Below are 26,836 nucleotides of genomic sequence, written 5' to 3' on the forward strand. Positions count from 1 at the left end.
TCAGTGTCCTTTCGATTCGAGCGTGACGACGCCGCGCGGCGTGTTCAAAGTGGCGATGAGGTTGGGCGGGCCCTGCTTCAGGTCCATCGCGTCGAAGCCGATGGCATCGAGTGCGCTGCGCAGGCTGTCGACGCGTGGGTGGACGGCGGCGAGCCCGATGAGTTCAAGGCCCGACGCCGGCATCGTGTCGACCGGATGCACCGATCCCCATTGAATCAGCGTCGGCAACGCGCCATAGAACAGGCGCTGGCCATCGTCTCGCACGCTGATGCGCCAATCGAGCCTGCCGGCGGCCGTCTCGCGGGAGGCTTCGATCAAGTGTCCGCGATCGATGTGCGGGGCCATGCGCTCCAGCGCGTGCACCGCCGAGGCGGCATTCGACACCCGCGCGACGAGGTGAACCAGCTGCGGGCCGCTTCGCGCCAGCGCAAGCTGCAGCATGGCGTCGTCGAGATCGAACCAGCGCCTCAGCTTGCCCGCGCGCGTCGGGCGCCGGTCCGGATCGATCGCGATGATCTCGAGGTAGGCCAACGGAAATCCCAACGACGCAACGTTGAGCAGCAGGTTGTGCGTGCCCATCAGCGGATGCTTGCCGCCCGCGCCCGGCAGGACGCCCAGCGTTGCCTCGCACCACTGCCTGCCCTCGTCGAGGGTGCGCGCGGCGATGACGAGGTGGTCGAGCAGCGCGTTCATGAATCGACTAGAGCGAAACGGAACCTTCGATGCACACCACCGAATCGCCACCGATCCAGATCCGGCCTTCGGCATCGCGCGCCACGCTCAATCGCCCGTCGCGGCCGAGGCACTGGCCCTGGCCGACGCGGTAACGCTCGGGCATTCGCCCCTCGGCGATAAGCCACTGGGCCAGGCCCGCGTTGAAGCTGCCGGTGACCGGGTCTTCCTCGATGCCGGCAGGCGCCGCGAATGCGCGGACCTCGAGGTCGACCGTGCCTTGCGCGCTGCCGCCGAAGGCCCTGGCTTCGCGGTTCGATCGCGCAATCAGCGATGACGAAGCTGGCGGCTGCGAAATGGCCGCGACGCCCACCTTCGCGCCCAGTTCCTTCAGCGCGCGATGGTCCGGCGTGAGCGCCAGGACGGTGTCGACATCGTCCAGCAGCAGGCCGAGCCAGTTCGGCCCGTTGTCCAGTTGTTGCGCGGCCAGGATCTGCGGCGCCTTCAGGCCCATCGCTTGCGCGACCTTGGCCAGCATCGACGGACTCGGCGCGCTGCGTTTCAACGGCGGCGCGGCAAAGGCCAGGCGCTCGCCGTCGCGGCGGATCGTTACCAGTCCCGACGCGCACTCCTGAATGATGAATTCCGGCGATTTCGGCTGGCCGCCGGCCTTGAGCCAGGCGTGGCAGGTGCCGAGCGTCGGATGGCCGGCAAACGGCAGCTCGCCGCCGGGCGTGAAGATGCGGATGCGGTAGTCGGCCGTGGGCTCGGTCGGTGGCAGCAGGAAGGTGGTCTCCGACAGGTTGGTCCATTGCGCAAAGCGCTGGAGTTCCGAATCGTCGAGCTCGCTGCCGTCGAGCACCACGGCCACCGGGTTGCCGCGGTACGGCACGGCCGTGAAGACGTCGACTTGCTGGAAGGGGCGGGTTTTCATGCGGGCCTCACTCCAGTGCCAGGTCGAGCACGCCGCGCGCGCCGGAGCGCGCCTTCAATTCCCCGAACCAGCGCTCGACGTTCGGCCAGGCCGGCCGTGTGTATTCGCTCGGGGGCAGGCCGAACCAGCGGTGCGCTTCGCAGCCCAGCGGAATGTCGGCCATGGTGAATCTCTCGCCGAGCATGAAGCGCCGCGAGGCCAGGTGCGCATCGATGATCGCGAACAGCCGCTCGGTGGCGTGGACCGATGGCGCGATCACGTCCAGGTTGCGGTCGGCCGGCGCCGTGCGCACCCATTGCACGAAGGCCGGCGCGCTGGCGCGGTTGACCGTGGTCTGCTGCCAGTCCATCCAGCGCTCGGCATCGAAGCGTTCGGGGAGCGGCTCCGGGTACAGATTGCCGGGCGAATACTTGGCGCACAGGTAACGCACGATCACGTTCGACTCCCACAGCTTCACGTGCAGGGCGTCGTCGCCATCGCCGTCGTCGATGGCCGGCACCAGCGCATTCGGATTGAGCGTGCGGTACTCGGGCGTCTGCACCACGCCGTACTTGCCGCCGGCTTCGGTGCGCTGGAAGTCCAGCCCCAGCTCCTGCGCGCACCAGACCACCTTGCGCACGTTGATCGAAGTGATGCGGCCCCAGATGTTGAGCATGCTGTCGTTTCTTTCGGGTTCGAACGCCGCGGCGCGTCAGGTGGGGGCGAGCGCGGGTTCGCCGCGCTGCTCGGCAAGCACTTCGCGCACCGTTGCGGCCAGCGCGGCAATGGCCGTGTCGATCTCGTCGACATTCGCCGTCACGAACGACAGCCGCATGGTGCGCGAGTCGCCCGGGCCGGCGTAGAACGGCGCACCCGGCACGAAGGCCACGTTACGCTCGACCGCGCGCGGCAGCAACTTCACCGTGTCGATGCCCTCTGGCATGCGCGCCCACAGGAACATGCCGCCCACAGGCACCTTGAATTGCACGTCCAGCCCCTTCATCTCGCGACGCAATGCAGCGACCATTGCGTCGCGCTGGCGCTTGTAGAGCGCGCGGATCGTCGGCACGTGGAGGGCAAGGAAGTTGTCCTTCATCACTGCCGACACCATGCGCTGCGTGAAGATCGGCGTGTGAAGGTCGACCGCCTGCTTGGCCTGCAGCAGCTTGGGATAGACCGCCTTCGGCGCGACCATGAAGCCGAGCCGCAAGCCCGGCGCCAGCACCTTCGAGAACGAGCCGAGGTAGATCACGCCGTCGGGATTGCGCGCGGCCAGCGGCAGCGGCGGGGCTTCGTCGAACCAGAGTTCGCCGTAGGGGTTGTCTTCGACGATCGGCAGGCCAGCTTTCGCGGCCGCTTCGGCCACGGCCTGGCGGCGCGCCTCGGTCATGGTGCGGCCGGTCGGGTTCTGGAAGTTGGGCAACAGGTAGACGAAGCGCGCGGCGTCCCCCGCCGTGCCGCGTGCCTTGGCCACGAGGTCGTCCACGATCACGCCCTCGTCATCGCTCGCCACGCTCTCCGGCACCGGTTCCATCGGCGCAAAGGCCTGCAGCGCGCCGAGATAGGTCGGCGTCTCGACCAGCACGCGGCTGCCCGGGTCGAGGAGTACCTTGGCCACCAGGTCCAGTCCCTGCTGCGAGCCGGTGGTGATCAACACCTGCGCCGGATCGACATTCCACGGAAGCATGTCCGCCACCGCCTGGCGCAGCGGGCCGTAGCCTTCGCTGGCGGCGTATTGCAGCGCGGCCTGGCCATCGTTGTGCAGCACGTCGGCGCAGGCATCGGCGAAGGCCTGGATCGGGAAGGTCTTGGGCGAGGGCAGGCCGCCGGCCAGGCTGATGATGCCGGGGCGCTCGGTGACCTTGAGGATCTCGCGCAGCACGGAGGGGTTCATCTTCTCGGCGCGGGTGGCCAGTTTCCAGGTGGTGGTCATGTCGTTCTCTCCGTTCGGTGTAGATAGGCAGGAATCAGTGTGTGAGCAAAGGATAGAGCGATGCGACCAGCGCCAGCGCCGCGGCGCCGTTGAACAGTCGCAGGTAAAGCGGATCGCGCAGCAAGTTGCGCATGCGGCTGCCAAACGCGGCCCAGGCGCCGACGCAAGGTACGTTGATCACGGTGAACAGCGCGGCGATCAACGCAACCTGCGCACCCGATCGCTCGGCTGGCAGGAAGTTGCTGATCGCGCTTACCGCCATCACCCAAGCCTTCGGATTTACCCATTGGAACGCAGCCGCGGAAAAAAATCTCATCGGTTGAACCACTTCGTCAGTTCGGTCTGCCATCGGCCCCGAGCGCGCCAGCTTCCACGCCAGCCACAGCAGGTAGGCCGCGCCGGCCCAGCGCATGGCTTCGAACAAGGAGGGATAGCGCTCGAACACCGCGTGGAGCCCGAATCCGGTGGCGGCCACCATCACGCCGAAGCCGAGGCTGATGCCCAGCAAGTGCGGCACCGACCGGCGCAGCCCGAAATTGACGCCCGACGCCAGGATCATCGTGTTGTTCGGTCCCGGCGTGATCGACGTGACGCAGGCGAAGAGGGTGAAGGCAAGGAGCAGTTCGACGGTCATCGGGCTATCTCCGTTCTGCGCATTGCGGCGCGAGCGCCTTCGGCTGGTCGGGCGGTGTTCATTGGACAACCTTCGTGCTTCGCACCGCGGTGCGCGCTTGCTTGGGGGCGGACCGCTCCGGCGCTCACAAGGACGCTCCAGCCGTGGCGGGACGTGCAATCGCACGGGGTTGGGATAGCTTCTTGCCGATGACCACCGTTCCCACCACGGCCGCTGCAAAGGCCAGCGTCACGAGATCGAGCGGTTCGCCCAGCAGGGGAACCGCGGCAAGGATCGAGAGAAAGGGCTGCAGCAATTGCGTCTGGCTCACCCGCAGCGCGCCGCCGAGCGCCAGCCCCCGATACCAGGCAAAGAATCCCACCCACATCGAGAACACGCCGACATAGACGAAGCCCGCCCAGGACGATGTCGCCACCGGTTGTTGCGGCCATAGCGCCAGCGTCGCGGGCAAGCTGACCGGCAGCGCCATCACGCAGACCCAGCAGATCACGCGCTCCGCCCCCAGCGACGGCGTGACCTGTGCCCCATAGACATAACCCAGGGACGCCGCGATGACCGCGCCGACCAGCAGCAAGTCTGCCCATTCGAACCCGAAACCATTGCCATGCTGGCTCGCGCGCAGCATTGAAAACGCCACCACGAGCAAGCTTCCCATGATTGCGCACACCCAGAACCCAAAGCGCGCACGCTGATGCAGCACCCACGCGGCGATGGCTGCGGTCGCCAGCGGCAACAGCGCCGTGATCACGGCCGCGTGACTCGCGGTGACCACGCGCAGTGCGTAGCCGAGCAGCAGCGGAAAGCCGAGGCAATTGCCGAGCGTCGCCATCCCCAGCGGCTTCCATTGATGGCGTTGCGGCACTGGCGACCGGGTCGCCAGCAGGAAGACCAGCGACAAGACCCCCGCCAACGCCGCGCGGCCGACGGTCACGAACAGGGGAGAGAGTTGCGGCGCGGCAGCGGTGCCCGTGGCCAACCGCGTCATCGGCAGCGTCACCGCGAAGAACGACACGCCCAGCACGCCGAGCCACATCCCCAGGGTTTCGTCCTTGATTTTCATGTTTCGAACATCCAGAAAGCCGTCAACACCAGCACCGCCGCCATCGCGCGGTTGAACCACAGCAGGCGGGTGCCATGTGCCAGCCACTGCCGCAGCAGCGCGCCGACCAGGGCATAGGCGAAATTGCTGGCGAAGGCATACATCAGCATGACCGGCGCCACGATCGCAAAACGATGCAGCGCATCGGGCCGCCCGGCAATCCATCCGGCCACCAGCGTGAGCGCCAGCAGCCAGGCCTTGATGTTCAGGAATTGCAGCATCACGCCTTGGCCGAAGCCGACGTCGAGCAGCGCGCCTTCGGCTTTGCGCAGCGTGCCGCTGTTGCTCATCTTGAAGGCCAGCCACAGCAAGTAGGCAATGCCCAGTCCCTTGATGGCGAGTCGGAGCATTGGAGCGGCCGTGACCATCGCACCGATGCCGGCAGCGCACAGCGCAAGCAACAGCGTCCAGCCGACTGGCACTGCCACGATGAAGCGCATCGCGCGCGCTAGTCCGCCATTGGCCGCGAGGGCGGTGGAGAGGGTGGTGTTCGGCCCAGGCGAAAAACTCATCGCCGTGGCCAACACCAGCAGCGCTGTGAATTCTTGCCAGTTCATGGCACAGACTCTAAACTGTTGACCATTACAGTACCGATACAGATGGTCGGACATGAGTCGGGTCTGTATTGGTTCGTCCATGGACACAGATCAGAAACCGCGCATGCTGACCAGAACTTCCACGCAGTCGCTGACCGAGCAACTGGCCGGCCGCTTTGCCGAACGCATCCGCACGCGCCTGCTGGCGCCCGGCGCACGGTTGCCGTCGGTGCGTGAATGCGCGCGGCAACAGGGCGTGAGCCCGCACACGGTCGTTGCAGCCTACGACCAGTTGCTTGCGCAAGGCCTGGTCGAAGCGCGACGCCAGCGCGGTTTCTATGTGCGCGATTCGGCGGCAGCGCAGGAGAGCCGCGCGCCGCGTGCGGTCGTCGCCGACGCCGGCGCGCCGCCGCTGCCGGCCGATGCCAGTTCGCTGATCCGCGGCATGTTCCACCGGCAGAGCGACAAGCCGCAACCCGCCATGGGCGTGTTTCCGCCAGATTGGATGGAGTCGACCTTCATGCCGACCTCGCTGCGCCGCCTGACCAGTACACGTGCACTGCAAGACTTGTCGCTGCAATACGGCGAACCGCTCGGCGACACGGCACTGCGCCGCAGCCTGTCGCAGAAGCTGGTGAGCATCAACGTGCCGGCCGCGCCCGACCAGATCATCACGACGATCGGCGCCACGCATGCGCTGGACATCGTGAGTCGCACATTGCTGCGCGCCGGCGACCCGGTGATGGTCGAGGAGCCGGGCTGGGCCATCGAGTTCGCGCGGCTCGAATCCCTGGGCATGCGCATCCTCCCCGTGCCGCGTCGCGCTGACGGCCCCGACCTGGACGTCATGGCGAAGTACTGCGAGGCGCACGCACCGAAACTGTTCGTGAGCGTGAGCGTGCTGCACAACCCGACGGGCTACAGCCTTTCGCCAGGCAGCGCGCACCGGGTCCTGCAACTGGCGAACAAGCACGACTTCCACATCGTCGAGGACGACACGTACAGCCACCTGGCACCCGAGCACGCGACACGGCTGTGCGCGCTCGACGGCTTGCAGCGCACGATCTACGTGAGCGGCTTCGCCAAGATCCTCGCGCCGAACTGGCGCATCGGATTCCTGGCGGCGCCGCCCGGGTTGCTGGGAGGCCTGCTCGAAACCAAGCTGCTCGCAACTTTGACCACACCCGCGCTGTTCGAGCGCGCATTGGCCTGGTGCATCGACCAGGGACAACTGCGCCGCCACGCCGACCGCATTCGTGCGCGCCTCGACGGCGCGCGCGCCCGCACGGTGAAGCTTGCGCTCTCGCATGGCTGCACTTTCGTTTCCGAACCGGCGGGACTGTTCGGCTGGGTCGACACGGGTGTGGACACGGATGCGCTCACGCAGCGCATGCTGGACGAGGGCTACCTGCTGGCGCCTGGCTCGCTGTTCCATGCGCGGCGGCCGCCAAGCACGTTGATGCGGATCAACTTTGCGACGGCGCAAGACGCGGAATTCTGGAAGGTGTTTGCGCGCGTGCGGGGCTGACCTGGGTCGCGTGCCTCGTGGCAAAGCAGCGTCCGGCGCGCGGTACGGACCACCCGACCTTGCTGCGCCGACCCCTTCGGCGCCCTTGCATTCACTCGAACCGCAACGACCCCATCCGCTCCACGATCAGGTCATGCAGCGTCTGCGCGGCCACCGACAGGCTGCCCTCGCGCCGCTGCACCAGATAGATCGTCCGCGTCAGCCCCGGCACCGGCAATGGCCGCGTTGTCAAAGTCTCGCGCTTGAAATGAAACAACGTCAATGCCGGCACCACGCTGATGCCAACGCCCGCCTCGACCAGCCCCATCACGGTTGCCAGATGCTCCACTTCGAATACCGCATTGAGCCGCAGCGGGTGCAGCGCGGCGTCGAGTGACTGCCGCACGCTGCTGTTGCGCGCCATCTGGATGAAGGGCCAGGGTGCCAGTTGCCTTGCCGTGAGCTTGGGCACCTTGGCGAGGGGATGATCTTTGGGGCACACCAGGTGAAAGCCGTCGCTGCACAGCTTGCGCCCCCGCAAGTCGCTCGCCGACGCGGCATCCGCGCCGGTGGCGGCAAGTGCGAAGTCCGCCTGTCGACTCCGCACCTGTGCAATGCACGCGTCCGACAACGCATCGTGCAGTTCCACCGCGATGCCGGGCCACGTCTTCATGAACTCGGCGAGGATGCCCGGCAGCCAACCGGCCGCAAGCGACGGCAGCGCGGCCACGCTCACGCGACCCTTGCGTCGCTCCACGTGGTCGGCCAGATCGCTGATTGCCCCTTGCATGTCGTCGAGCAGGCGCCGCGCCGATGCCTCGAACAAGCGGCCTTCGGGTGTCAGTTGCACGCTGCGCGTATCGCGGTCGAACAGTCGGGCATCGAGCGTGTCTTCCAGCGTGCGTATCAATGCGCTGAACGCGGGCTGCGACAGGTGGCATGTCTGCGCCGCGCGCGTGAAATTGCGTTGCTCGGCCAGTGCGGCGAACGCGCGCAGCTGTCGGGTCGAAAGATCGGGGGCGGCCATCGATTTGATATTTGGATGAATCGATCTGAATTTTCGATTTTACGGATGGCGAGTGTCCATCTAAATTCGACCTCATGCGAGACACCACAGCATGACCTCTCCCTCCACTCCCCCCTTGTTGATCGGCTGTGCAGCCGGCTTCTCCGGCGACCGGACCGACGCGGCCGGCCCGGTGGTCGACACGCTGATCGCGCGGCTCGCGGCAGGCCCCGCCGGACAGCGCGCGTTCCTCGTCTTCGAGACCCTGGCCGAGCGCACTCTCGCGCTCGCGCAGCTGCGTCGTCGTACCGATCCGGATTCCGGCTACGAGCCCTTGCTTGACGCGATGCTGCGTCCGGTGCTCGCGCGTTGCCTGGCGAGCGGCATCCGTATCGTCAGCAACTTCGGCGCCGCCAACCCGCGCGCCGCGGCCATGCATATCGCGCGGATGGCACGTGAACTCGGAGCGCCCGGGCCGCGAATTGCCGTGGTCGAGGGCGATGACCTCTCGGCCCTCGAACAACGTGCCTTGCTGCGCGAGCAACTCGGCGACCGGATCGACGGGCTGCGCATCGTCAGCGCCAACGCCTACATCGGCGCAGAGCCGATCGCCGCGGCGCTCGATGCGGGCGCGCAGATCGTGGTGTGCGGCCGTGTGGCCGACCCGTCGCTGACTGTCGGCCCCGCGATGTCACACTTCGGCTGGCGCGCAGACGCTTGGGACAAGCTGGGTCGCGCCACGATGGCTGGCCACTTGCTCGAATGCGGCGCGCAGGTCTGCGGCGGCTACTTTGCAGATCCCGGTTTCAAGGACGTGCCGGGCCTGGAAAACGTGGGCTTCCCCATCGCAGAGATCGACGCCGATGGGCGCTGCACCATCGGCAAGTCCGAAGGCACGGGCGGACTGGTGAGCGAGGCGAGCGTCAAGGAGCAACTGCTCTACGAAGTGCACGACCCGCAGGCCTATCTGACGCCGGATGTCATCGCCGACATCGGCGAGGCCGAAGTTCGCGCCATCGGCGTCGATCGAGTCGCGCTTTCCGGTGTGCGCGGCCATTCGCGGCCGTCGCACTACAAGGTCAACGTCTGCCATGAAGGCGGATGGCTGGCAGAAGGCGAGATCTCCTACGCCGGCCCGCGTGCCGAAGCGCGCGCGCGATTGGCCGCGGACGTGCTGCGCAGCCGCCTGTGCGGCTTGTCATTACGCGTCGACCTGATCGGCGCCATCAGCATCCTGGCCGACGACACTGGCCGCGCCCTGGCCGCCACGCCCGACAGCGGTGCGCGCGACGTGCGCCTGCGCGTGGCAGCCACGCACGGCGATCGCGCGGAGGCCGAGCGGCTCGGCCGCGAAGTCATGTCCCTTTACACCTGCGGCCCCGCCGGCGGCGGCGGCGTGCGTACCACGCTCACCGCGCGGCTCAACACGATCTCGTGCCTGGTGCCGCGTGAGTCGGTGCCGGTGCGCTTCGAAATGGTGGAGTCATCATGAAGACAGTGCCTCTCTTCAGGGCTGCGCACGGCCGCACCGGCGACAAGGGCGACCGCTCCAACATCAGCGTGATCGCCTGGCACGCCGACCTGTTCCCCCTGCTGCTCGAACAGGTCACGCCCGAGGCCGTCGCCGCGCAATTCCGCCATCGCGCGCCCAGCCGGGTCCAGCGCTTCGTCGTTCCAAGCCTGCATGCGATGAACTTCGTGCTCGATGCCGTGCTCGATGGCGGCGTCAACGATGCGCTGAACCTCGACGCGCATGGCAAGTCGCTGTCATTCCTCTTGCTCGACCTGCCGATCCACGTGCCCGCTGAGCTGCAACACCTGCTGGCTGGCCCGGCCGAAGCCTGATTTCCCGATCCCAATTTTCAAACCATCCGGAGACGACACCATGACCCGCTTCCACGCCATTGCCTTCGCCGCCGCTGCCATCGCGCTGGCGCCGGCCCTGGCCCAGGCCGACGGCTTCCCTGACAAGAACATCACCTTCGTCGTGCCCTTCGCGGCCGGCACCGCCACGGACCAGATCGCGCGCGCCATCGGCAATGGCGTTGCGGCGGAGACGAAGCAGGCCGTGATCATTGACAACAAGGCTGGCGCGAACGGTTTCATCGCCGCCCAGAACGTGGCCAAGGCCACGCCGGACGGCTACACGGTGCTCATCACCACCAACACCACGCACGCGGCCAACGAGCACCTGTTCAAGAAGCTGCCCTACGACCCGGTCAAGGACTTCGCGCCAATCACCGCCCTCGGCAAAGGCGGCCAGGTCATGGTCGTGAATCCTTCGTTCCCCGCAAAGACCGTGGCCGAATTCATCGCACTCGCGAAGAAGGAGCCTGGCAAGTACAGCTTCGGCAGCGGCAGTTCCTCGAGCCGCATGGCCGGCGAACTGCTGCAGCAGATGGCCGGCATCAAGCTGCTGCACGTTCCCTACAAGAGCAACACGCTCGCTGTCACCGACCTGCTCGGCGGTCAGATCAACATGATGATCACCGACACCGCGACTGGCTTGCCACAGGTCAAGGCCGGCAAGCTCCGCGCGCTCGGCGTGTCGAGCAACAAGCGTTCGCCGCTCGCACCCGACGTACCGACGATCGCCGAAGCCGGCGTGAAGGGCTATGAGATGGGCTACTGGTTCGCCGCGTATGCGCCCGCGAAAACACCGGCGGCCGTGGTCAAGCGCCTGAACGAACTGCTCGTCAGGGCCGCGCGCACCGAAGCGGCGAAGACCGCGTTCTATGAGCCGACCGGCACCGAGGTTTTCACCAGTTCGCCTGAGGAGATGGCGAAATTCCAGGCCGGCGAATCGCAGAAGTGGGGAAGCATCGTGAAGGCGGCCGGCATCGAAGCGGAATAGGCGCGGAGAGACACCTCAGAGCATGCTGTCCGGCGCCAGCGGCCCGAGTAGCTTGAGCATGAGCTTCAAACCCGCGCTCGCATCGGGTTCGGTCGTGGTGTCCTTCAAACCGCTGCCTTGAGGCGCGCGCCAGGTGAGTCGCCCGTCGACGAGCTCCAGGTGCCACGCGCCCTCGCGCATCGTCTTCTCGATCACTTCCGTGGCACGGCCCGACAGGCCGGCGCTTGCGATCAGCAGCGCGACTTCGGTGTTCTGCTTCTGCGAGCGCAGGTCCAGGTTCATGGATCCAACCACCAGCAGCCGTCCGTCCATCACCAGCACCTTCGAGTGCAGCATCGAGCGCGACTCGCCCGTCACCGCCCCGCCGGACGAGCCGAAGGCGCTCGCGACGCCCGCCTGTTCGCTGCGCATCTCATACAAGTCGACACCCAATTTCAGCAGCGCTTCGCGGTGGCGCGCGTAGCCTACATGCGCCACCGGCGCGTCGTTCGAAGCCAGTGAATTGGTCAACACGCGCACACGGATGCCCCGTGCTTGCAAGGCGGCAAAGGCCTGCGTGATCTCCGTACCCGGCACAAAGTAGGGCGAGATGATCAACAGGTCTTTCTGCGCTTGCCCTACGAGCTGGAGCAGGCCTTCGACCAGCGTTTCGCTGCCTGCGGTGGCATTGGCGGCGCCCTGGATCGCCGACTGCCGCCCTCCGGCGCCGGCGCCCACGTGCCGATCGCCGGCGGGTCGTGTCACTACCAGCCCCGGTGAATTACCACGCACCCGGCCTCTCCCGTCCGTTGCAGGCGCCGCCGCCTCCTCCTTGTTGGCGGCAATCTTGCCGGGCTTGTCCACCAGCACCATGGCAGGTGCCCAGACGAACTCCGCGCTCTGCAGATTCATCGCCTTTTCGTCCCACACAACGGCGCGCCGGGCATCGGCCGGCTGGGCATCGTACGGCGACTTGGCCGCATCTTCGGCGCGGGCCTTGTCGCGAATCGCATCGAGTTCTTCGCGCTTCACCAGCGACTGCACCGGATAGGCGCGTTCATTGTTCCAGTAGCGATCGAAGCTGCGCGACAGGTCCTGCACGATCGGCCCCGCCGCGAGAACGTCCAGATCGACGAAATTGCCGCTTTCTCCCACGCCGAAGTACGCGTCGCCCAGGTTGCGTCCACCCGTGACGCCCAGCACGTTGTCGGCGAGGAACAGCTTGTTGTGCATGCGCTGCTGGATGCGCGAGGCGTCGTCGATCGAATTGAGAAGGCGCCCCAGCGTGGACCCGCGAGCCCCTTCCAGCGGATTGAAAAGGCGCACCTCGATGTTCTTGTCGTAGGCCATCTGCAGCACCAATGCATCGCGCCCGGTGCTGTGCAAGTCATCGATCAATATGCGCACGCGAACGCCTCGTGCCGCGGCTTCGCGAACGCCCTTCATCAAGCGGCGCGTGCTCGCATCGGCATGGATCGCGTAGTACTGGAGGTCGAGCGTCTTCTGCGCACCCTCCACCAGCGCAAGCCGGCTCCCATACGCGGCCTGCGGTCCGTCGAGCAACACGAAGCCGGAGCCGAAGCGTGCGCCGGCCGTGTCATGGCGCTGCGCAACGAGGGCTGCGAATGCCGTGCCCGAGGTCGAAGCCTGCGCATTCGACACCGGCCGGTCCACCTGTGTCGGAAGCTGCTCTGCGCAGCCACCAGTCGACAGCAGGCAAAGAGTCGCAATGAACGCAAGGGCCCAGCGTGTCGGACAGAACATGGCGCGGCAGTCAGAGTTGCAACTGCAGCTTGTATAGCGCGGCGCGCCACGCCACCGCGTCAGACAGATGCGCTCGCCTCAGCGGGCCGCGGCGCTCAATTCTTCCCAGCGCTCCAGCGCTGCCATCAGTTCGTCGTCGATGTGGGCATGCCGTTCGCCGAGTTCGATGGCGCGCGAGGCTTCCGTCGAATAGATCGCGCCGCCGTCTTTCTCCAACAGTTCGGCGATCTGCTTCTGTTCGTCTTCGAGTTCTGCGATCTGACCCGGAAGCGCTTCGAGTTCGCGTTGTTCCTTGTAGCTGAGCTTCTTGCGAGGCGCGGTTGCTGCCGCGGCAGCGGGCGCCGGCGCGGCGGCCGGAGCGGGGGCGGGCGCCGGCGCGGCGGCCGCACGCTGCAAGCCGATTTCTCTCGCCCGCTTCGACTGGATCAACCAATCCTGCACGCCGCCTTCGTACTCGCGCCAGCGGCCGTCGCCTTCGAAGGCGATGGTGCTGGTCACCACGTTGTCCAGGAAGGTACGGTCGTGGCTGACCAGGAACACGGTGCCGTCATAGTTCTGCAGCAGGTCTTCGAGCAACTCCAGCGTATCGATGTCGAGGTCGTTGGTAGGCTCATCGAGCACCAGGACGTTGGCCGGCCGCGCAAACAACCGCGCCAGCAAAAGGCGGTTTCGCTCGCCCCCGCTCAGCGATCGCACCGGCGAATTGGCGCGCGCGGGCGAAAACAGGAAGTCGCTCAGGTAACTCTTCACATGCTTGCGCTGCTTGCCGATCTCGATCCATTCGCTGCCCGGGCTTATGAAGTCTTCCAGCGTCGCGTCGAGGTCGAGTTTTTCGCGCATCTGGTCGAAATACGCGATGTCGAGGTTGGTGCCGCGCCTCACCTTGCCGCTGTCGGGTTCCAGGTCGCCCAGGATCAGTTTCAACAGCGTCGTCTTGCCCGCGCCATTGGGCCCCAGCAAGCCGACCTTGTCGCCGCGCAGGATGGTGTTGCTGAAATTTCGGACCACCGTCTTGGTGCCGAACGACTTCGACGCATCGGTCAGTTCGGCCACGATCTTCCCGCTGGACTGCCCCGAAGCGACGTCCATGTTGACGCTCCCCTGCACGTTGCGGCGGGCCGCATGGCTCGCTCGCAACTCCTGCAGGCGGGTGATGCGACTTTGGCTGCGCGTGCGCCGCGCCTCCACGCCTTTGCGGATCCAGACCTCTTCCTGGGCCAGCAGTTTGTCGGCCTTGGCATTGATCACTGCTTCCTGTGCCAGTTGCTCTTCCTTCTGCACCAGGTATTGCTCGAAGTTGCCCGGATAGGAGCTTAGCTTGCCGCGATCGAGCTCGATGATGCGGGTGGCCACGCGGTTCAGGAAGCTGCGGTCGTGGGTGATGGTTACCACGCTGCCCTTGAAGTCGATCAACAACTGCTCCAGCCATTCGATCGAGTCGAGGTCCAGGTGGTTGGTCGGTTCGTCGAGCAACAACACGTCGGGTGCGCTCACCAGCGCCTGGGCGAGCGCGACGCGCTTGCGCGTGCCGCCCGAGAGGGAGCCAACGCGCGCCTCGGGGTCCAGATGCAGCCGATGCAGTGTCTCTTCGACCCGTTGTTCCCAGTTCCAGGCATCGTAAGCCTCGATCTCCGATTGGAGCGCGTCCAGGTCGGCGCCCTCCACGGCATTCAAATACATGTCTCGCGAGGCAATCACATGCGCCAGTCCTTCGCTTGCCGCGGCAAAGACGGTTGCCTCCAAATCCAGCGCTGGCTCCTGCGCAACATAGGCGACCCGCAAGTTCTGCTGTAGTTGAAGAGTGCCGTCGTCAGCCTTCTCCAGGCCGCCAAGGATTTTCAGCATGGAGGACTTCCCCGTGCCATTGCGGCCGATCAAGCCAATACGCTCCGATTCAAGAAGGGAGAAGTCCGCATGATCAAGCAGCGGAACGTGACCGAACGCGAGTTGGGCGTCGAGAAGTGTGATGAGTGCCATGTGGCTGCGATTATCCGATCCGACACATGCCGCAGCTTGCGGCGGAGCCAGCTTCCACAGTGGAACGCCTTTGCATCTAACTAGCAGGCATCTAACTAGCAGGCATCTAGTTAAGTAAGTAAGTTGGCGTGGGGGAAGGGAGTGCCCACGGGGGCGAAGCCTGGAGAAGCCAGCTCCGCCGATAATTCTTGGCCTTCAACGGCAGGGCTTGCGGACCTCGACAAATGGCATATACTCGTGGGCTCGGCAGGAAACGCAAGGCGCGAATCCAGCAGACAAGCCCCCAAAGGCGAGTTTGTAAAAGCCGATAAAAAAGTCCCTCGGACTTGACCAAGTTGATAAAACTGGGTCATAATCGAAGGCTTCGCTGAAACAGCTTCAGCGTCTGGTTGGAGCCGCGATGCGGTTGTGGCGGGATGCGAAGGAAGTTGAGGAAAGCGAAAAAAGTTTGACCGGCTTTTAAAAATCGTGTTAGACTAGCAGGCTTCGCTGATCGCAGCGAACGAAGTGAAAAGACGAAAGGCAGCGATGCTTGGAGTCTGGATCCTTAAAAATTTACAGCCGATAAGCGTGGGCGTTTGAAGGCAACTTGCCAAGTTCTTCGGAACAAAGTCGCAAGACTTTAAACGCTCATGAGAATAGAAGTGAAGTTCACTTCAATTTCTTTTTTTATGAGTTTTGCCTCATCGCGAGATGGGGTGCAAATCAAGATCGAACTATAGAGTTTGATCCTGGCTCAGATTGAACGCTGGCGGCATGCCTTACACATGCAAGTCGAACGGCAGCGCGGGAGCAATCCTGGCGGCGAGTGGCGAACGGGTGAGTAATACATCGGAACGTGCCCAATCGTGGGGGATAACGCAGCGAAAGCTGTGCTAATACCGCATACGATCTACGGATGAAAGCAGGGGACCGCAAGGCCTTGCGCGAATGGAGCGGCCGATGGCAGATTAGGTAGTTGGTGGGGTAAAGGCTCACCAAGCCAACGATCTGTAGCTGGTCTGAGAGGACGACCAGCCACACTGGGACTGAGACACGGCCCAGACTCCTACGGGAGGCAGCAGTGGGGAATTTTGGACAATGGGCGCAAGCCTGATCCAGCCATGCCGCGTGCAGGATGAAGGCCTTCGGGTTGTAAACTGCTTTTGTACGGAACGAAAAGGCTCTTTTTAATAAAGAGGGCTCATGACGGTACCGTAAGAATAAGCACCGGCTAACTACGTGCCAGCAGCCGCGGTAATACGTAGGGTGCAAGCGTTAATCGGAATTACTGGGCGTAAAGCGTGCGCAGGCGGTTATGTAAGACAGTTGTGAAATCCCCGGGCTCAACCTGGGAACTGCATCTGTGACTGCATAGCTAGAGTACGGTAGAGGGGGATGGAATTCCGCGTGTAGCAGTGAAATGCGTAGATATGCGGAGGAACACCGATGGCGAAGGCAATCCCCTGGACCTGTACTGACGCTCATGCACGAAAGCGTGGGGAGCAAACAGGATTAGATACCCTGGTAGTCCACGCCCTAAACGATGTCAACTGGTTGTTGGGTCTTCACTGACTCAGTAACGAAGCTAACGCGTGAAGTTGACCGCCTGGGGAGTACGGCCGCAAGGTTGAAACTCAAAGGAATTGACGGGGACCCGCACAAGCGGTGGATGATGTGGTTTAATTCGATGCAACGCGAAAAACCTTACCCACCTTTGACATGTACGGAATTTGCCAGAGATGGCTTAGTGCTCGAAAGAGAACCGTAACACAGGTGCTGCATGGCTGTCGTCAGCTCGTGTCGTGAGATGTTGGGTTAAGTCCCGCAACGAGCGCAACCCTTGTCATTAGTTGCTACATTCAGTTGGGCACTCTAATGAGACTGCCGGTGACAAACCGGAGGAAGGTGGGGATGACGTCAAGTCCTCATGGCCCTTATAGGTGGGGCTACACACGTCATACAATGGCTGGTACAAAGGGTTGCCAACCCGCGAGGGGGAGCTAATCCCATAAAACCAGTCGTAGTCCGGATCGCAGTCTGCAACTCGACTGCGTGAAGTCGGAATCGCTAGTAATCGTGGATCAGAATGTCACGGTGAATACGTTCCCGGGTCTTGTACACACCGCCCGTCACACCATGGGAGCGGGTTCTGCCAGAAGTAGTTAGCCTAACCGCAAGGAGGGCGATTACCACGGCAGGGTTCGTGACTGGGGTGAAGTCGTAACAAGGTAGCCGTATCGGAAGGTGCGGCTGGATCACCTCCTTTCTGGAAACAGCAAGTTCATTTAAACGCCCACACTTATCGGTTGTTGGAAGGTTGTCGCCCAGCGACTGAGCGCCAGGCTTGGTCCAAAGCGTTCCGGCTTGGGTCTGTAGCTCAGTTGGTTAGAGCACCGTCTTGATAAGGCGGGGGTCGTTGGTTCGAATCCAACCAGACCCACCATCCATCTAATCCTGGGGGATTAGCTCAGCTGGGAGAGCACCTGCTTTGCAAGCAGGGGGTCGTCGGTTCGATCCCGTCATCCTCCACCAATTTCGATACTTGTTGTTCATTCAACACCAAAGCAGCTTTGCAAGAGGCTGTTTTGTTGTTGATCAGGATCTCTTGATCAATCGGCTGTTCTTTAAAAATTCATAGAGTCGAATCAGCGTTGCTGGTGGAAACTGCACATTCGTAAAGGTTTGGTGCAGACCGTGCCATCAGCAACATAGAATTTTTGATTGCGTCAAAAGAAACTTCAATTTCGAATCAAATCGAATTGAATGTGCGGCATAACGCGCCAGGTGAAAGACCTGGCAATTCCTTGAAACGATTTTGATTCTCGCAAGAGAGGTCAAAGTTATAGGGTCAAGTGAATAAGAGCACGTGGTGGATGCCTTGGCGATGATAGGCGACGAAGGACGTGATAGCCTGCGATAAGCTTCGGGGAGCTGGCAAATTAGCTTTGATCCGGAGATTTCCGAATGGGGAAACCCACCGAAAGGTATCGCATGATGAATACATAGTCATGCGAGGCGAACCGGGTGAACTGAAACATCTCAGTAGCTCGAGGAAAAGACATCAACCGAGATTCCGAAAGTAGTGGCGAGCGAAATCGGAAGAGCCTGTTAGTGATAGCACAAGACATAACGGAACGCTTTGGAAAGAGCGGCCATAGCGGGTGATAGCCCCGTACGTGAAATGACCTGTGTGGTACTGAGCTAACGACAAGTAGGGCGGGACACGAGAAATCCTGTCTGAATATGGGGGGACCATCCTCCAAGGCTAAATACTCATCATCGACCGATAGTGAACTAGTACCGTGAGGGAAAGGCGAAAAGAACCCCGGGAGGGGAGTGAAATAGATCCTGAAACCGCGTGCTTACAAAAAGTAGGAGCCTCGTAAGGGGTGACTGCGTACCTTTTGTATAATGGGTCAGCGACTTACATTCAGTGGCAAGGTTAACCGAATAGGGAAGCCGTAGAGAAATCGAGTCCGAATAGGGCGATCAGTCGCTGGGTGTAGACCCGAAACCAAGTGATCTATCCATGGCCAGGATGAAGGTGCCGTAACAGGTACTGGAGGTCCGAACCGACTAGTGTTGCAAAACTAGCGGATGAGCTGTGGATAGGGGTGAAAGGCTAAACAAACTTGGAAATAGCTGGTTCTCTCCGAAAACTATTTAGGTAGTGCCTCAAGTATTACCTTCGGGGGTAGAGCACTGTTTTGGCTAGGGGGTCATGGCGACTTACCAAACCAAGGCAAACTCCGAATACCGAAGAGTACAGCTTGGGAGACAGAGCACCGGGTGCTAACGTCCGGACTCAAGAGGGAAACAACCCAGACCGCCAGCTAAGGTCCCTAAAATTGGCTAAGTGGGAAACGAAGTGGGAAGGCTAAAACAGTCAGGATGTTGGCTTAGAAGCAGCCATCATTTAAAGAAAGCGTAATAGCTCACTGATCGAGTCGTCCTGCGCGGAAGATGTAACGGGGCTAAGCCAGTTACCGAAGCTGCGGATTTGCAATTTATTGCAAGTGGTAGGAGAGCGTTCTGTAAGCCTGTGAAGGTGCGTTGTAAAGCGTGCTGGAGGTATCAGAAGTGCGAATGCTGACATGAGTAGCGTTAAAGGGGGTGAAAAGCCCCCTCGCCGTAAGCGCAAGGTTTTCTACGCAACGTTCATCGGCGTAGAGTGAGTCGGCCCCTAAGGCGAGGCAGAGATGCGTAGCTGATGGGAAACAGGTCAATATTCCTGTACCGATGTGTAGTGCGATGTGGGGACGGATCTTAATAGGTCATCCGGGTGTTGGATATCCCGGTTTAGTTGGAAGTAGGCGTGCATTAGGCAAATCCGGTGCACATATACCGAGGCCAACGATCGAGCGAACTTGTTCGCGAAGTGACTGAACGAGGTTCCAGGAAAAGCCACTAAGCTTCAGCTACACACGACCGTACCGCAAACCGACACTGGTGCGCGAGATGAGTATTCTAAGGCGCTTGAGAGAACTCAGGAGAAGGAACTCGGCAAATTGACACCGTAACTTCGGAAGAAGGTGTGCCCTATTAGTGTGAAGTGAACAACGGAGCATGAATGGGTTGCAAAAAATCGGTGGCTGCGACTGTTTATTAAAAACACAGCACTCTGCAAACACGAAAGTGGACGTATAGGGTGTGACGCCTGCCCGGTGCTGGAAGATTAAATGATGGGGTGCAAGCTCTTGATTGAAGTCCCAGTAAACGGCGGCCGTAACTATAACGGTCCTAAGGTAGCGAAATTCCTTGTCGGGTAAGTTCCGACCTGCACGAATGGCGTAACGATGGCCACACTGTCTCCTCCTGAGACTCAGCGAAGTTGAAATGTTTGTGATGATGCAATCTCCCCGCGGAAAGACGGAAAGACCCCATGAACCTTTACTGTAGCTTTGTATTGGACTTTGAACAGATCTGTGTAGGATAGGTGGGAGGCTTTGAAGCAGGGTCGCTAGATCTTGTGGAGCCAACGTTGAAATACCACCCTGGTGTGTTTGAGGTTCTAACCTAGGTCCATTATCTGGATCGGGGACAGTGCATGGTAGGCAGTTTGACTGGGGCGGTCTCCTCCCAAAGCGTAACGGAGGAGTTCGAAGGTACGCTAGTTACGGTCGGACATCGTGACGATAGTGCAATGGCATAAGCGTGCTTAACTGCGAGACTGACAAGTCGAGCAGATGCGAAAGCAGGACATAGTGATCCGGTGGTTCTGTATGGAAGGGCCATCGCTCAACGGATAAAAGGTACTCTGGGGATAACAGGCTGATACCGCCCAAGAGTTCATATCGACGGCGGTGTTTGGCACCTCGATGTCGGCTCATCTCATCCTGGGGCTGTAGCCGGTCCCAAGGGTATGGCTGTTCGCCATTTAAAGAGGTACGTGAGCTGGGTTTAAAACGTCGTGAGACAGTTTGGTCCCTATCTTCCGTGGGCGCTGCAGATTTGAGGAAGCCTGCTCCTAGTACGAGAGGACCGGAGTGGACACACCTCTGGTGTATCGGTTGTCACGCCAGTGGCATTGCCGAGTAGCTAAGTGTGGAAGAGATAACCGCTGAAAGCATCTAAGCGGGAAACTCGTTTCAAGATGAGATCTGCCGGGGCCTTGAGCCCCCTGAAGAGTCGTTCAAGACCAGGACGTTGATAGGTCAGGTGTGGAAGCGCAGTAATGCGTTAAGCTAACTGATACTAATTGCTCGTGCGGCTTGACCCTATAACTTTGATTCAGTCGAATCAAGGTGTTATGCCAAGTTGACGCATTCAAAATATATTCAAAGCTGCGCAAGACATTTGCGCGCTGATTCCAAACTCTATGAATTCGTCTGGCTGATCACGTGATCAACCAGGCAACAAGTTATGCCTGATGACCATAGCGAGTTGGTCCCACTCCTTCCCATCCCGAACAGGACAGTGAAACGACTCAGCGCCGATGATAGTGCGGGTTCCCGTGTGAAAGTAGGTCATCGTCAGGCTCTTACAGCCCAGAAAGCCCAACCTCAGTGAGGTTGGGCTTTCCTTTTTATGTAAGCACCTCAAAAGTGCAAAAGTGTGAACGTATGGACGAAGCAGCTCTTCTGAAGCGCTGTGAGTCAAAAGCTTCGCGCATCCGGCCCCCTGGGGGCAAGGATGCAAGAAAATAAAAAAGTCCCTCGGACTTGACCAAGTTGATAAAACTGGGTCATAATCGAAGGCTTCGCTGAAACAGCTTCAGCGTCTGGTTGGAGCCGCGATGCGGTTGTGGCGGGATGCGAAGGAAGTTGAGGAAAGCGAAAAAAGTTTGACCGGCTTTTAAAAATCGTGTTAGACTAGCAGGCTTCGCTGATCGCAGCGAACGAAGTGAAAAGACGAAAGGCAGCGATGCTTGGAGTCTGGATCCTTAAAAATTTACAGCCGATAAGCGTGGGCGTTTGAAGGCAACTTGCCAAGTTCTTCGGAACAAAGTCGCAAGACTTTAAACGCTCATGAGAATAGAAGTGAAGTTCACTTCAATTTCTTTTTTTATGAGTTTTGCCTCATCGCGAGATGGGGTGCAAATCAAGATCGAACTATAGAGTTTGATCCTGGCTCAGATTGAACGCTGGCGGCATGCCTTACACATGCAAGTCGAACGGCAGCGCGGGAGCAATCCTGGCGGCGAGTGGCGAACGGGTGAGTAATACATCGGAACGTGCCCAATCGTGGGGGATAACGCAGCGAAAGCTGTGCTAATACCGCATACGATCTACGGATGAAAGCAGGGGACCGCAAGGCCTTGCGCGAATGGAGCGGCCGATGGCAGATTAGGTAGTTGGTGGGGTAAAGGCTCACCAAGCCAACGATCTGTAGCTGGTCTGAGAGGACGACCAGCCACACTGGGACTGAGACACGGCCCAGACTCCTACGGGAGGCAGCAGTGGGGAATTTTGGACAATGGGCGCAAGCCTGATCCAGCCATGCCGCGTGCAGGATGAAGGCCTTCGGGTTGTAAACTGCTTTTGTACGGAACGAAAAGGCTCTTTTTAATAAAGAGGGCTCATGACGGTACCGTAAGAATAAGCACCGGCTAACTACGTGCCAGCAGCCGCGGTAATACGTAGGGTGCAAGCGTTAATCGGAATTACTGGGCGTAAAGCGTGCGCAGGCGGTTATGTAAGACAGTTGTGAAATCCCCGGGCTCAACCTGGGAACTGCATCTGTGACTGCATAGCTAGAGTACGGTAGAGGGGGATGGAATTCCGCGTGTAGCAGTGAAATGCGTAGATATGCGGAGGAACACCGATGGCGAAGGCAATCCCCTGGACCTGTACTGACGCTCATGCACGAAAGCGTGGGGAGCAAACAGGATTAGATACCCTGGTAGTCCACGCCCTAAACGATGTCAACTGGTTGTTGGGTCTTCACTGACTCAGTAACGAAGCTAACGCGTGAAGTTGACCGCCTGGGGAGTACGGCCGCAAGGTTGAAACTCAAAGGAATTGACGGGGACCCGCACAAGCGGTGGATGATGTGGTTTAATTCGATGCAACGCGAAAAACCTTACCCACCTTTGACATGTACGGAATTTGCCAGAGATGGCTTAGTGCTCGAAAGAGAACCGTAACACAGGTGCTGCATGGCTGTCGTCAGCTCGTGTCGTGAGATGTTGGGTTAAGTCCCGCAACGAGCGCAACCCTTGTCATTAGTTGCTACATTCAGTTGGGCACTCTAATGAGACTGCCGGTGACAAACCGGAGGAAGGTGGGGATGACGTCAAGTCCTCATGGCCCTTATAGGTGGGGCTACACACGTCATACAATGGCTGGTACAAAGGGTTGCCAACCCGCGAGGGGGAGCTAATCCCATAAAACCAGTCGTAGTCCGGATCGCAGTCTGCAACTCGACTGCGTGAAGTCGGAATCGCTAGTAATCGTGGATCAGAATGTCACGGTGAATACGTTCCCGGGTCTTGTACACACCGCCCGTCACACCATGGGAGCGGGTTCTGCCAGAAGTAGTTAGCCTAACCGCAAGGAGGGCGATTACCACGGCAGGGTTCGTGACTGGGGTGAAGTCGTAACAAGGTAGCCGTATCGGAAGGTGCGGCTGGATCACCTCCTTTCTGGAAACAGCAAGTTCATTTAAACGCCCACACTTATCGGTTGTTGGAAGGTTGTCGCCCAGCGACTGAGCGCCAGGCTTGGTCCAAAGCGTTCCGGCTTGGGTCTGTAGCTCAGTTGGTTAGAGCACCGTCTTGATAAGGCGGGGGTCGTTGGTTCGAATCCAACCAGACCCACCATCCATCTAATCCTGGGGGATTAGCTCAGCTGGGAGAGCACCTGCTTTGCAAGCAGGGGGTCGTCGGTTCGATCCCGTCATCCTCCACCAATTTCGATACTTGTTGTTCATTCAACACCAAAGCAGCTTTGCAAGAGGCTGTTTTGTTGTTGATCAGGATCTCTTGATCAATCGGCTGTTCTTTAAAAATTCATAGAGTCGAATCAGCGTTGCTGGTGGAAACTGCACATTCGTAAAGGTTTGGTGCAGACCGTGCCATCAGCAACATAGAATTTTTGATTGCGTCAAAAGAAACTTCAATTTCGAATCAAATCGAATTGAATGTGCGGCATAACGCGCCAGGTGAAAGACCTGGCAATTCCTTGAAACGATTTTGATTCTCGCAAGAGAGGTCAAAGTTATAGGGTCAAGTGAATAAGAGCACGTGGTGGATGCCTTGGCGATGATAGGCGACGAAGGACGTGATAGCCTGCGATAAGCTTCGGGGAGCTGGCAAATTAGCTTTGATCCGGAGATTTCCGAATGGGGAAACCCACCGAAAGGTATCGCATGATGAATACATAGTCATGCGAGGCGAACCGGGTGAACTGAAACATCTCAGTAGCTCGAGGAAAAGACATCAACCGAGATTCCGAAAGTAGTGGCGAGCGAAATCGGAAGAGCCTGTTAGTGATAGCACAAGACATAACGGAACGCTTTGGAAAGAGCGGCCATAGCGGGTGATAGCCCCGTACGTGAAATGACCTGTGTGGTACTGAGCTAACGACAAGTAGGGCGGGACACGAGAAATCCTGTCTGAATATGGGGGGACCATCCTCCAAGGCTAAATACTCATCATCGACCGATAGTGAACTAGTACCGTGAGGGAAAGGCGAAAAGAACCCCGGGAGGGGAGTGAAATAGATCCTGAAACCGCGTGCTTACAAAAAGTAGGAGCCTCGTAAGGGGTGACTGCGTACCTTTTGTATAATGGGTCAGCGACTTACATTCAGTGGCAAGGTTAACCGAATAGGGAAGCCGTAGAGAAATCGAGTCCGAATAGGGCGATCAGTCGCTGGGTGTAGACCCGAAACCAAGTGATCTATCCATGGCCAGGATGAAGGTGCCGTAACAGGTACTGGAGGTCCGAACCGACTAGTGTTGCAAAACTAGCGGATGAGCTGTGGATAGGGGTGAAAGGCTAAACAAACTTGGAAATAGCTGGTTCTCTCCGAAAACTATTTAGGTAGTGCCTCAAGTATTACCTTCGGGGGTAGAGCACTGTTTTGGCTAGGGGGTCATGGCGACTTACCAAACCAAGGCAAACTCCGAATACCGAAGAGTACAGCTTGGGAGACAGAGCACCGGGTGCTAACGTCCGGACTCAAGAGGGAAACAACCCAGACCGCCAGCTAAGGTCCCTAAAATTGGCTAAGTGGGAAACGAAGTGGGAAGGCTAAAACAGTCAGGATGTTGGCTTAGAAGCAGCCATCATTTAAAGAAAGCGTAATAGCTCACTGATCGAGTCGTCCTGCGCGGAAGATGTAACGGGGCTAAGCCAGTTACCGAAGCTGCGGATTTGCAATTTATTGCAAGTGGTAGGAGAGCGTTCTGTAAGCCTGTGAAGGTGCGTTGTAAAGCGTGCTGGAGGTATCAGAAGTGCGAATGCTGACATGAGTAGCGTTAAAGGGGGTGAAAAGCCCCCTCGCCGTAAGCGCAAGGTTTTCTACGCAACGTTCATCGGCGTAGAGTGAGTCGGCCCCTAAGGCGAGGCAGAGATGCGTAGCTGATGGGAAACAGGTCAATATTCCTGTACCGATGTGTAGTGCGATGTGGGGACGGATCTTAATAGGTCATCCGGGTGTTGGATATCCCGGTTTAGTTGGAAGTAGGCGTGCATTAGGCAAATCCGGTGCACATATACCGAGGCCAACGATCGAGCGAACTTGTTCGCGAAGTGACTGAACGAGGTTCCAGGAAAAGCCACTAAGCTTCAGCTACACACGACCGTACCGCAAACCGACACTGGTGCGCGAGATGAGTATTCTAAGGCGCTTGAGAGAACTCAGGAGAAGGAACTCGGCAAATTGACACCGTAACTTCGGAAGAAGGTGTGCCCTATTAGTGTGAAGTGAACAACGGAGCATGAATGGGTTGCAAAAAATCGGTGGCTGCGACTGTTTATTAAAAACACAGCACTCTGCAAACACGAAAGTGGACGTATAGGGTGTGACGCCTGCCCGGTGCTGGAAGATTAAATGATGGGGTGCAAGCTCTTGATTGAAGTCCCAGTAAACGGCGGCCGTAACTATAACGGTCCTAAGGTAGCGAAATTCCTTGTCGGGTAAGTTCCGACCTGCACGAATGGCGTAACGATGGCCACACTGTCTCCTCCTGAGACTCAGCGAAGTTGAAATGTTTGTGATGATGCAATCTCCCCGCGGAAAGACGGAAAGACCCCATGAACCTTTACTGTAGCTTTGTATTGGACTTTGAACAGATCTGTGTAGGATAGGTGGGAGGCTTTGAAGCAGGGTCGCTAGATCTTGTGGAGCCAACGTTGAAATACCACCCTGGTGTGTTTGAGGTTCTAACCTAGGTCCATTATCTGGATCGGGGACAGTGCATGGTAGGCAGTTTGACTGGGGCGGTCTCCTCCCAAAGCGTAACGGAGGAGTTCGAAGGTACGCTAGTTACGGTCGGACATCGTGACGATAGTGCAATGGCATAAGCGTGCTTAACTGCGAGACTGACAAGTCGAGCAGATGCGAAAGCAGGACATAGTGATCCGGTGGTTCTGTATGGAAGGGCCATCGCTCAACGGATAAAAGGTACTCTGGGGATAACAGGCTGATACCGCCCAAGAGTTCATATCGACGGCGGTGTTTGGCACCTCGATGTCGGCTCATCTCATCCTGGGGCTGTAGCCGGTCCCAAGGGTATGGCTGTTCGCCATTTAAAGAGGTACGTGAGCTGGGTTTAAAACGTCGTGAGACAGTTTGGTCCCTATCTTCCGTGGGCGCTGCAGATTTGAGGAAGCCTGCTCCTAGTACGAGAGGACCGGAGTGGACACACCTCTGGTGTATCGGTTGTCACGCCAGTGGCATTGCCGAGTAGCTAAGTGTGGAAGAGATAACCGCTGAAAGCATCTAAGCGGGAAACTCGTTTCAAGATGAGATCTGCCGGGGCCTTGAGCCCCCTGAAGAGTCGTTCAAGACCAGGACGTTGATAGGTCAGGTGTGGAAGCGCAGTAATGCGTTAAGCTAACTGATACTAATTGCTCGTGCGGCTTGACCCTATAACTTTGATTCAGTCGAATCAAGGTGTTATGCCAAGTTGACGCATTCAAAATATATTCAAAGCTGCGCAAGACATTTGCGCGCTGATTCCAAACTCTATGAATTCGTCTGGCTGATCACGTGATCAACCAGGCAACAAGTTATGCCTGATGACCATAGCGAGTTGGTCCCACTCCTTCCCATCCCGAACAGGACAGTGAAACGACTCAGCGCCGATGATAGTGCGGGTTCCCGTGTGAAAGTAGGTCATCGTCAGGCTCTTACAGCCCAGAAAGCCCAACCTCAGTGAGGTTGGGCTTTTTGCTTTGTGCGTCCGACTTTTCCAGGTTGAGCAATTAAGCAATTAAGTATTTGGTTGCCAATACGGGTTGAATTGGGGTGGACGCCGGGGCGCTTGAGGCTGCTGGACAATCATGGTCCCCGGTCGCGCCCCTGGTCGCCTG

14 protein-coding genes, 4 tRNA genes and 6 rRNA genes are annotated in these 26,836 nt (G+C 59.6%); 14 read left to right on the forward strand and 10 right to left on the reverse strand.

Annotated features, from left to right (window positions below):
• From WKW80_RS17745 to WKW80_RS17775, 7 genes are all read right to left on the reverse strand, one after another.
• Positions 1–693 (reverse strand): VOC family protein, encoded by a 693-nt coding sequence (locus tag WKW80_RS17745; RefSeq protein ID WP_340364893.1) that lies wholly within the window; start codon positions 691–693, stop codon positions 1–3.
• Positions 694–700: 7 nt separating this feature from the next.
• A complete protein-coding gene (locus tag WKW80_RS17750; protein WP_340364894.1) occupies positions 701–1,606 on the reverse strand; it encodes a PhzF family phenazine biosynthesis protein in 906 nt (301 codons plus the stop codon).
• 7 nt (positions 1,607–1,613) lie between these two features.
• Positions 1,614–2,261, reverse strand: coding sequence for a glutathione S-transferase N-terminal domain-containing protein (locus WKW80_RS17755; protein WP_340364895.1), 648 nt, complete (start codon positions 2,259–2,261; stop codon positions 1,614–1,616).
• 36 nt (positions 2,262–2,297) lie between these two features.
• Positions 2,298–3,518, reverse strand: a complete 1,221-nt coding sequence (locus WKW80_RS17760) for an aminotransferase-like domain-containing protein (RefSeq protein ID WP_340364896.1) — start codon at positions 3,516–3,518, stop codon at positions 2,298–2,300.
• Between the two features lie 34 nt (positions 3,519–3,552).
• Positions 3,553–4,152, reverse strand: a complete 600-nt coding sequence (locus WKW80_RS17765) for a LysE family translocator (protein ID WP_340364897.1) — start codon at positions 4,150–4,152, stop codon at positions 3,553–3,555.
• 124 nt (positions 4,153–4,276) lie between these two features.
• A complete protein-coding gene (locus WKW80_RS17770) occupies positions 4,277–5,212 on the reverse strand; it encodes a DMT family transporter (protein ID WP_340364898.1) in 936 nt (311 codons plus the stop codon).
• Positions 5,209–5,808 carry a LysE family translocator gene (locus WKW80_RS17775; RefSeq protein ID WP_340364984.1) on the reverse strand — a complete coding sequence of 200 codons (600 nt, stop codon included), beginning with the start codon at positions 5,806–5,808 and terminating at the stop codon, positions 5,209–5,211. The genes WKW80_RS17770 and WKW80_RS17775 overlap by 4 nt, the downstream gene beginning before the upstream one ends.
• Positions 5,809–5,911: 103 nt before the next feature.
• On the opposite strand from WKW80_RS17775, the gene WKW80_RS17780 reads away from it, so the two are divergent.
• Positions 5,912–7,315 carry an aminotransferase-like domain-containing protein gene (locus tag WKW80_RS17780; RefSeq protein ID WP_340364899.1) on the forward strand — a complete coding sequence of 468 codons (1,404 nt, stop codon included), beginning with the start codon at positions 5,912–5,914 and terminating at the stop codon, positions 7,313–7,315.
• Between the two features lie 91 nt (positions 7,316–7,406).
• Here the strand turns inward: WKW80_RS17780 and WKW80_RS17785 are convergent, their stop codons facing one another.
• Entirely contained in the window at positions 7,407–8,321 is a 915-nt protein-coding gene (locus tag WKW80_RS17785; RefSeq protein WP_340364900.1) for a LysR family transcriptional regulator, read from the reverse strand.
• Positions 8,322–8,412: 91 nt separating this feature from the next.
• Here WKW80_RS17785 and WKW80_RS17790 point away from each other — a divergent pair, with 91 nt between their 5' ends.
• Genes WKW80_RS17790 through WKW80_RS17800 form a run of 3 tightly spaced genes read left to right on the forward strand, consistent with a single transcriptional unit; the run spans position 8,413 to position 11,154 of the window.
• Complete coding sequence (locus tag WKW80_RS17790) at positions 8,413–9,792, forward strand: acyclic terpene utilization AtuA family protein (protein ID WP_340364901.1); 1,380 nt, start codon at positions 8,413–8,415, stop codon at positions 9,790–9,792.
• Positions 9,789–10,145, forward strand: a complete 357-nt coding sequence (locus WKW80_RS17795) for an AtuA-related protein (protein WP_340364902.1) — start codon at positions 9,789–9,791, stop codon at positions 10,143–10,145. Before WKW80_RS17790 ends, WKW80_RS17795 begins: the two co-directional genes overlap by 4 nt.
• Before the next feature lie 40 nt (positions 10,146–10,185).
• Positions 10,186–11,154, forward strand: coding sequence for a Bug family tripartite tricarboxylate transporter substrate binding protein (locus WKW80_RS17800; protein WP_340364903.1), 969 nt, complete (start codon positions 10,186–10,188; stop codon positions 11,152–11,154).
• 15 nt (positions 11,155–11,169) lie between these two features.
• On the opposite strand, the gene WKW80_RS17805 is transcribed toward WKW80_RS17800, so the two are convergent.
• Positions 11,170–12,897 (reverse strand): phospholipase D family protein, encoded by a 1,728-nt coding sequence (locus WKW80_RS17805; protein ID WP_340364904.1) that lies wholly within the window; start codon positions 12,895–12,897, stop codon positions 11,170–11,172.
• 78 nt (positions 12,898–12,975) lie between these two features.
• A complete protein-coding gene (locus WKW80_RS17810; protein ID WP_340364905.1) occupies positions 12,976–14,874 on the reverse strand; it encodes an ATP-binding cassette domain-containing protein in 1,899 nt (632 codons plus the stop codon).
• A gap of 713 nt (positions 14,875–15,587) precedes the next feature.
• Here WKW80_RS17810 and WKW80_RS17815 point away from each other — a divergent pair.
• The 10 genes from WKW80_RS17815 (at position 15,588) to rrf (WKW80_RS17860) (ending at position 26,651) form a co-directional block, all read left to right on the forward strand.
• Positions 15,588–17,122 (forward strand): 16S ribosomal RNA (locus WKW80_RS17815).
• Between the two features lie 100 nt (positions 17,123–17,222).
• Positions 17,223–17,299 (forward strand) — tRNA-Ile (locus WKW80_RS17820).
• A 13-nt stretch (positions 17,300–17,312) separates the two neighbouring features.
• Positions 17,313–17,388 (forward strand) — tRNA-Ala (locus WKW80_RS17825).
• Between the two features lie 314 nt (positions 17,389–17,702).
• Positions 17,703–20,575, forward strand: a 23S ribosomal RNA gene (locus tag WKW80_RS17830).
• A gap of 146 nt (positions 20,576–20,721) precedes the next feature.
• Positions 20,722–20,834, forward strand: a 5S ribosomal RNA gene (rrf, locus tag WKW80_RS17835).
• Between the two features lie 570 nt (positions 20,835–21,404).
• A 16S ribosomal RNA gene (locus WKW80_RS17840) occupies positions 21,405–22,939 on the forward strand.
• A 100-nt stretch (positions 22,940–23,039) separates the two neighbouring features.
• Positions 23,040–23,116 (forward strand) — tRNA-Ile (locus WKW80_RS17845).
• 13 nt (positions 23,117–23,129) lie between these two features.
• A tRNA-Ala gene (locus tag WKW80_RS17850) sits at positions 23,130–23,205 on the forward strand.
• Positions 23,206–23,519: 314 nt separating this feature from the next.
• Positions 23,520–26,392, forward strand: a 23S ribosomal RNA gene (locus WKW80_RS17855).
• 146 nt (positions 26,393–26,538) lie between these two features.
• A 5S ribosomal RNA gene (rrf, locus tag WKW80_RS17860) occupies positions 26,539–26,651 on the forward strand.
• Together the 16S, 23S and 5S rRNA genes with 4 tRNA genes alongside form the textbook arrangement of a ribosomal RNA operon.
• Positions 26,652–26,836: the final 185 nt, after the last annotated feature.

The organism is Variovorax humicola, assembly GCF_037889915.1.
Taxonomy (GTDB): Bacteria; Pseudomonadota; Gammaproteobacteria; order Burkholderiales; family Burkholderiaceae_C; genus Variovorax; species Variovorax humicola.

Coding starts and splice junctions, on each gene's coding strand:
- WKW80_RS17775 (WP_340364984.1), bottom strand. CDS start 5,808: ATGAACTGGCAAGAATTCACAGCGCTGCTGGTGTTGGCCACGGCGATG.
- WKW80_RS17755 (WP_340364895.1), bottom strand. CDS start 2,261: ATGCTCAACATCTGGGGCCGCATCACTTCGATCAACGTGCGCAAGGTG.
- WKW80_RS17765 (WP_340364897.1), bottom strand. CDS start 4,152: ATGACCGTCGAACTGCTCCTTGCCTTCACCCTCTTCGCCTGCGTCACG.
- WKW80_RS17785 (WP_340364900.1), bottom strand. CDS start 8,321: ATGGCCGCCCCCGATCTTTCGACCCGACAGCTGCGCGCGTTCGCCGCA.
- WKW80_RS17800 (WP_340364903.1), top strand. CDS start 10,186: ATGACCCGCTTCCACGCCATTGCCTTCGCCGCCGCTGCCATCGCGCTG.
- WKW80_RS17760 (WP_340364896.1), bottom strand. CDS start 3,518: ATGACCACCACCTGGAAACTGGCCACCCGCGCCGAGAAGATGAACCCC.
- WKW80_RS17780 (WP_340364899.1), top strand. CDS start 5,912: ATGCTGACCAGAACTTCCACGCAGTCGCTGACCGAGCAACTGGCCGGC.
- WKW80_RS17790 (WP_340364901.1), top strand. CDS start 8,413: ATGACCTCTCCCTCCACTCCCCCCTTGTTGATCGGCTGTGCAGCCGGC.
- WKW80_RS17795 (WP_340364902.1), top strand. CDS start 9,789: ATGAAGACAGTGCCTCTCTTCAGGGCTGCGCACGGCCGCACCGGCGAC.
- WKW80_RS17750 (WP_340364894.1), bottom strand. CDS start 1,606: ATGAAAACCCGCCCCTTCCAGCAAGTCGACGTCTTCACGGCCGTGCCG.
- WKW80_RS17770 (WP_340364898.1), bottom strand. CDS start 5,212: ATGAAAATCAAGGACGAAACCCTGGGGATGTGGCTCGGCGTGCTGGGC.
- WKW80_RS17805 (WP_340364904.1), bottom strand. CDS start 12,897: ATGTTCTGTCCGACACGCTGGGCCCTTGCGTTCATTGCGACTCTTTGC.
- WKW80_RS17810 (WP_340364905.1), bottom strand. CDS start 14,874: ATGGCACTCATCACACTTCTCGACGCCCAACTCGCGTTCGGTCACGTT.
- WKW80_RS17745 (WP_340364893.1), bottom strand. CDS start 693: ATGAACGCGCTGCTCGACCACCTCGTCATCGCCGCGCGCACCCTCGAC.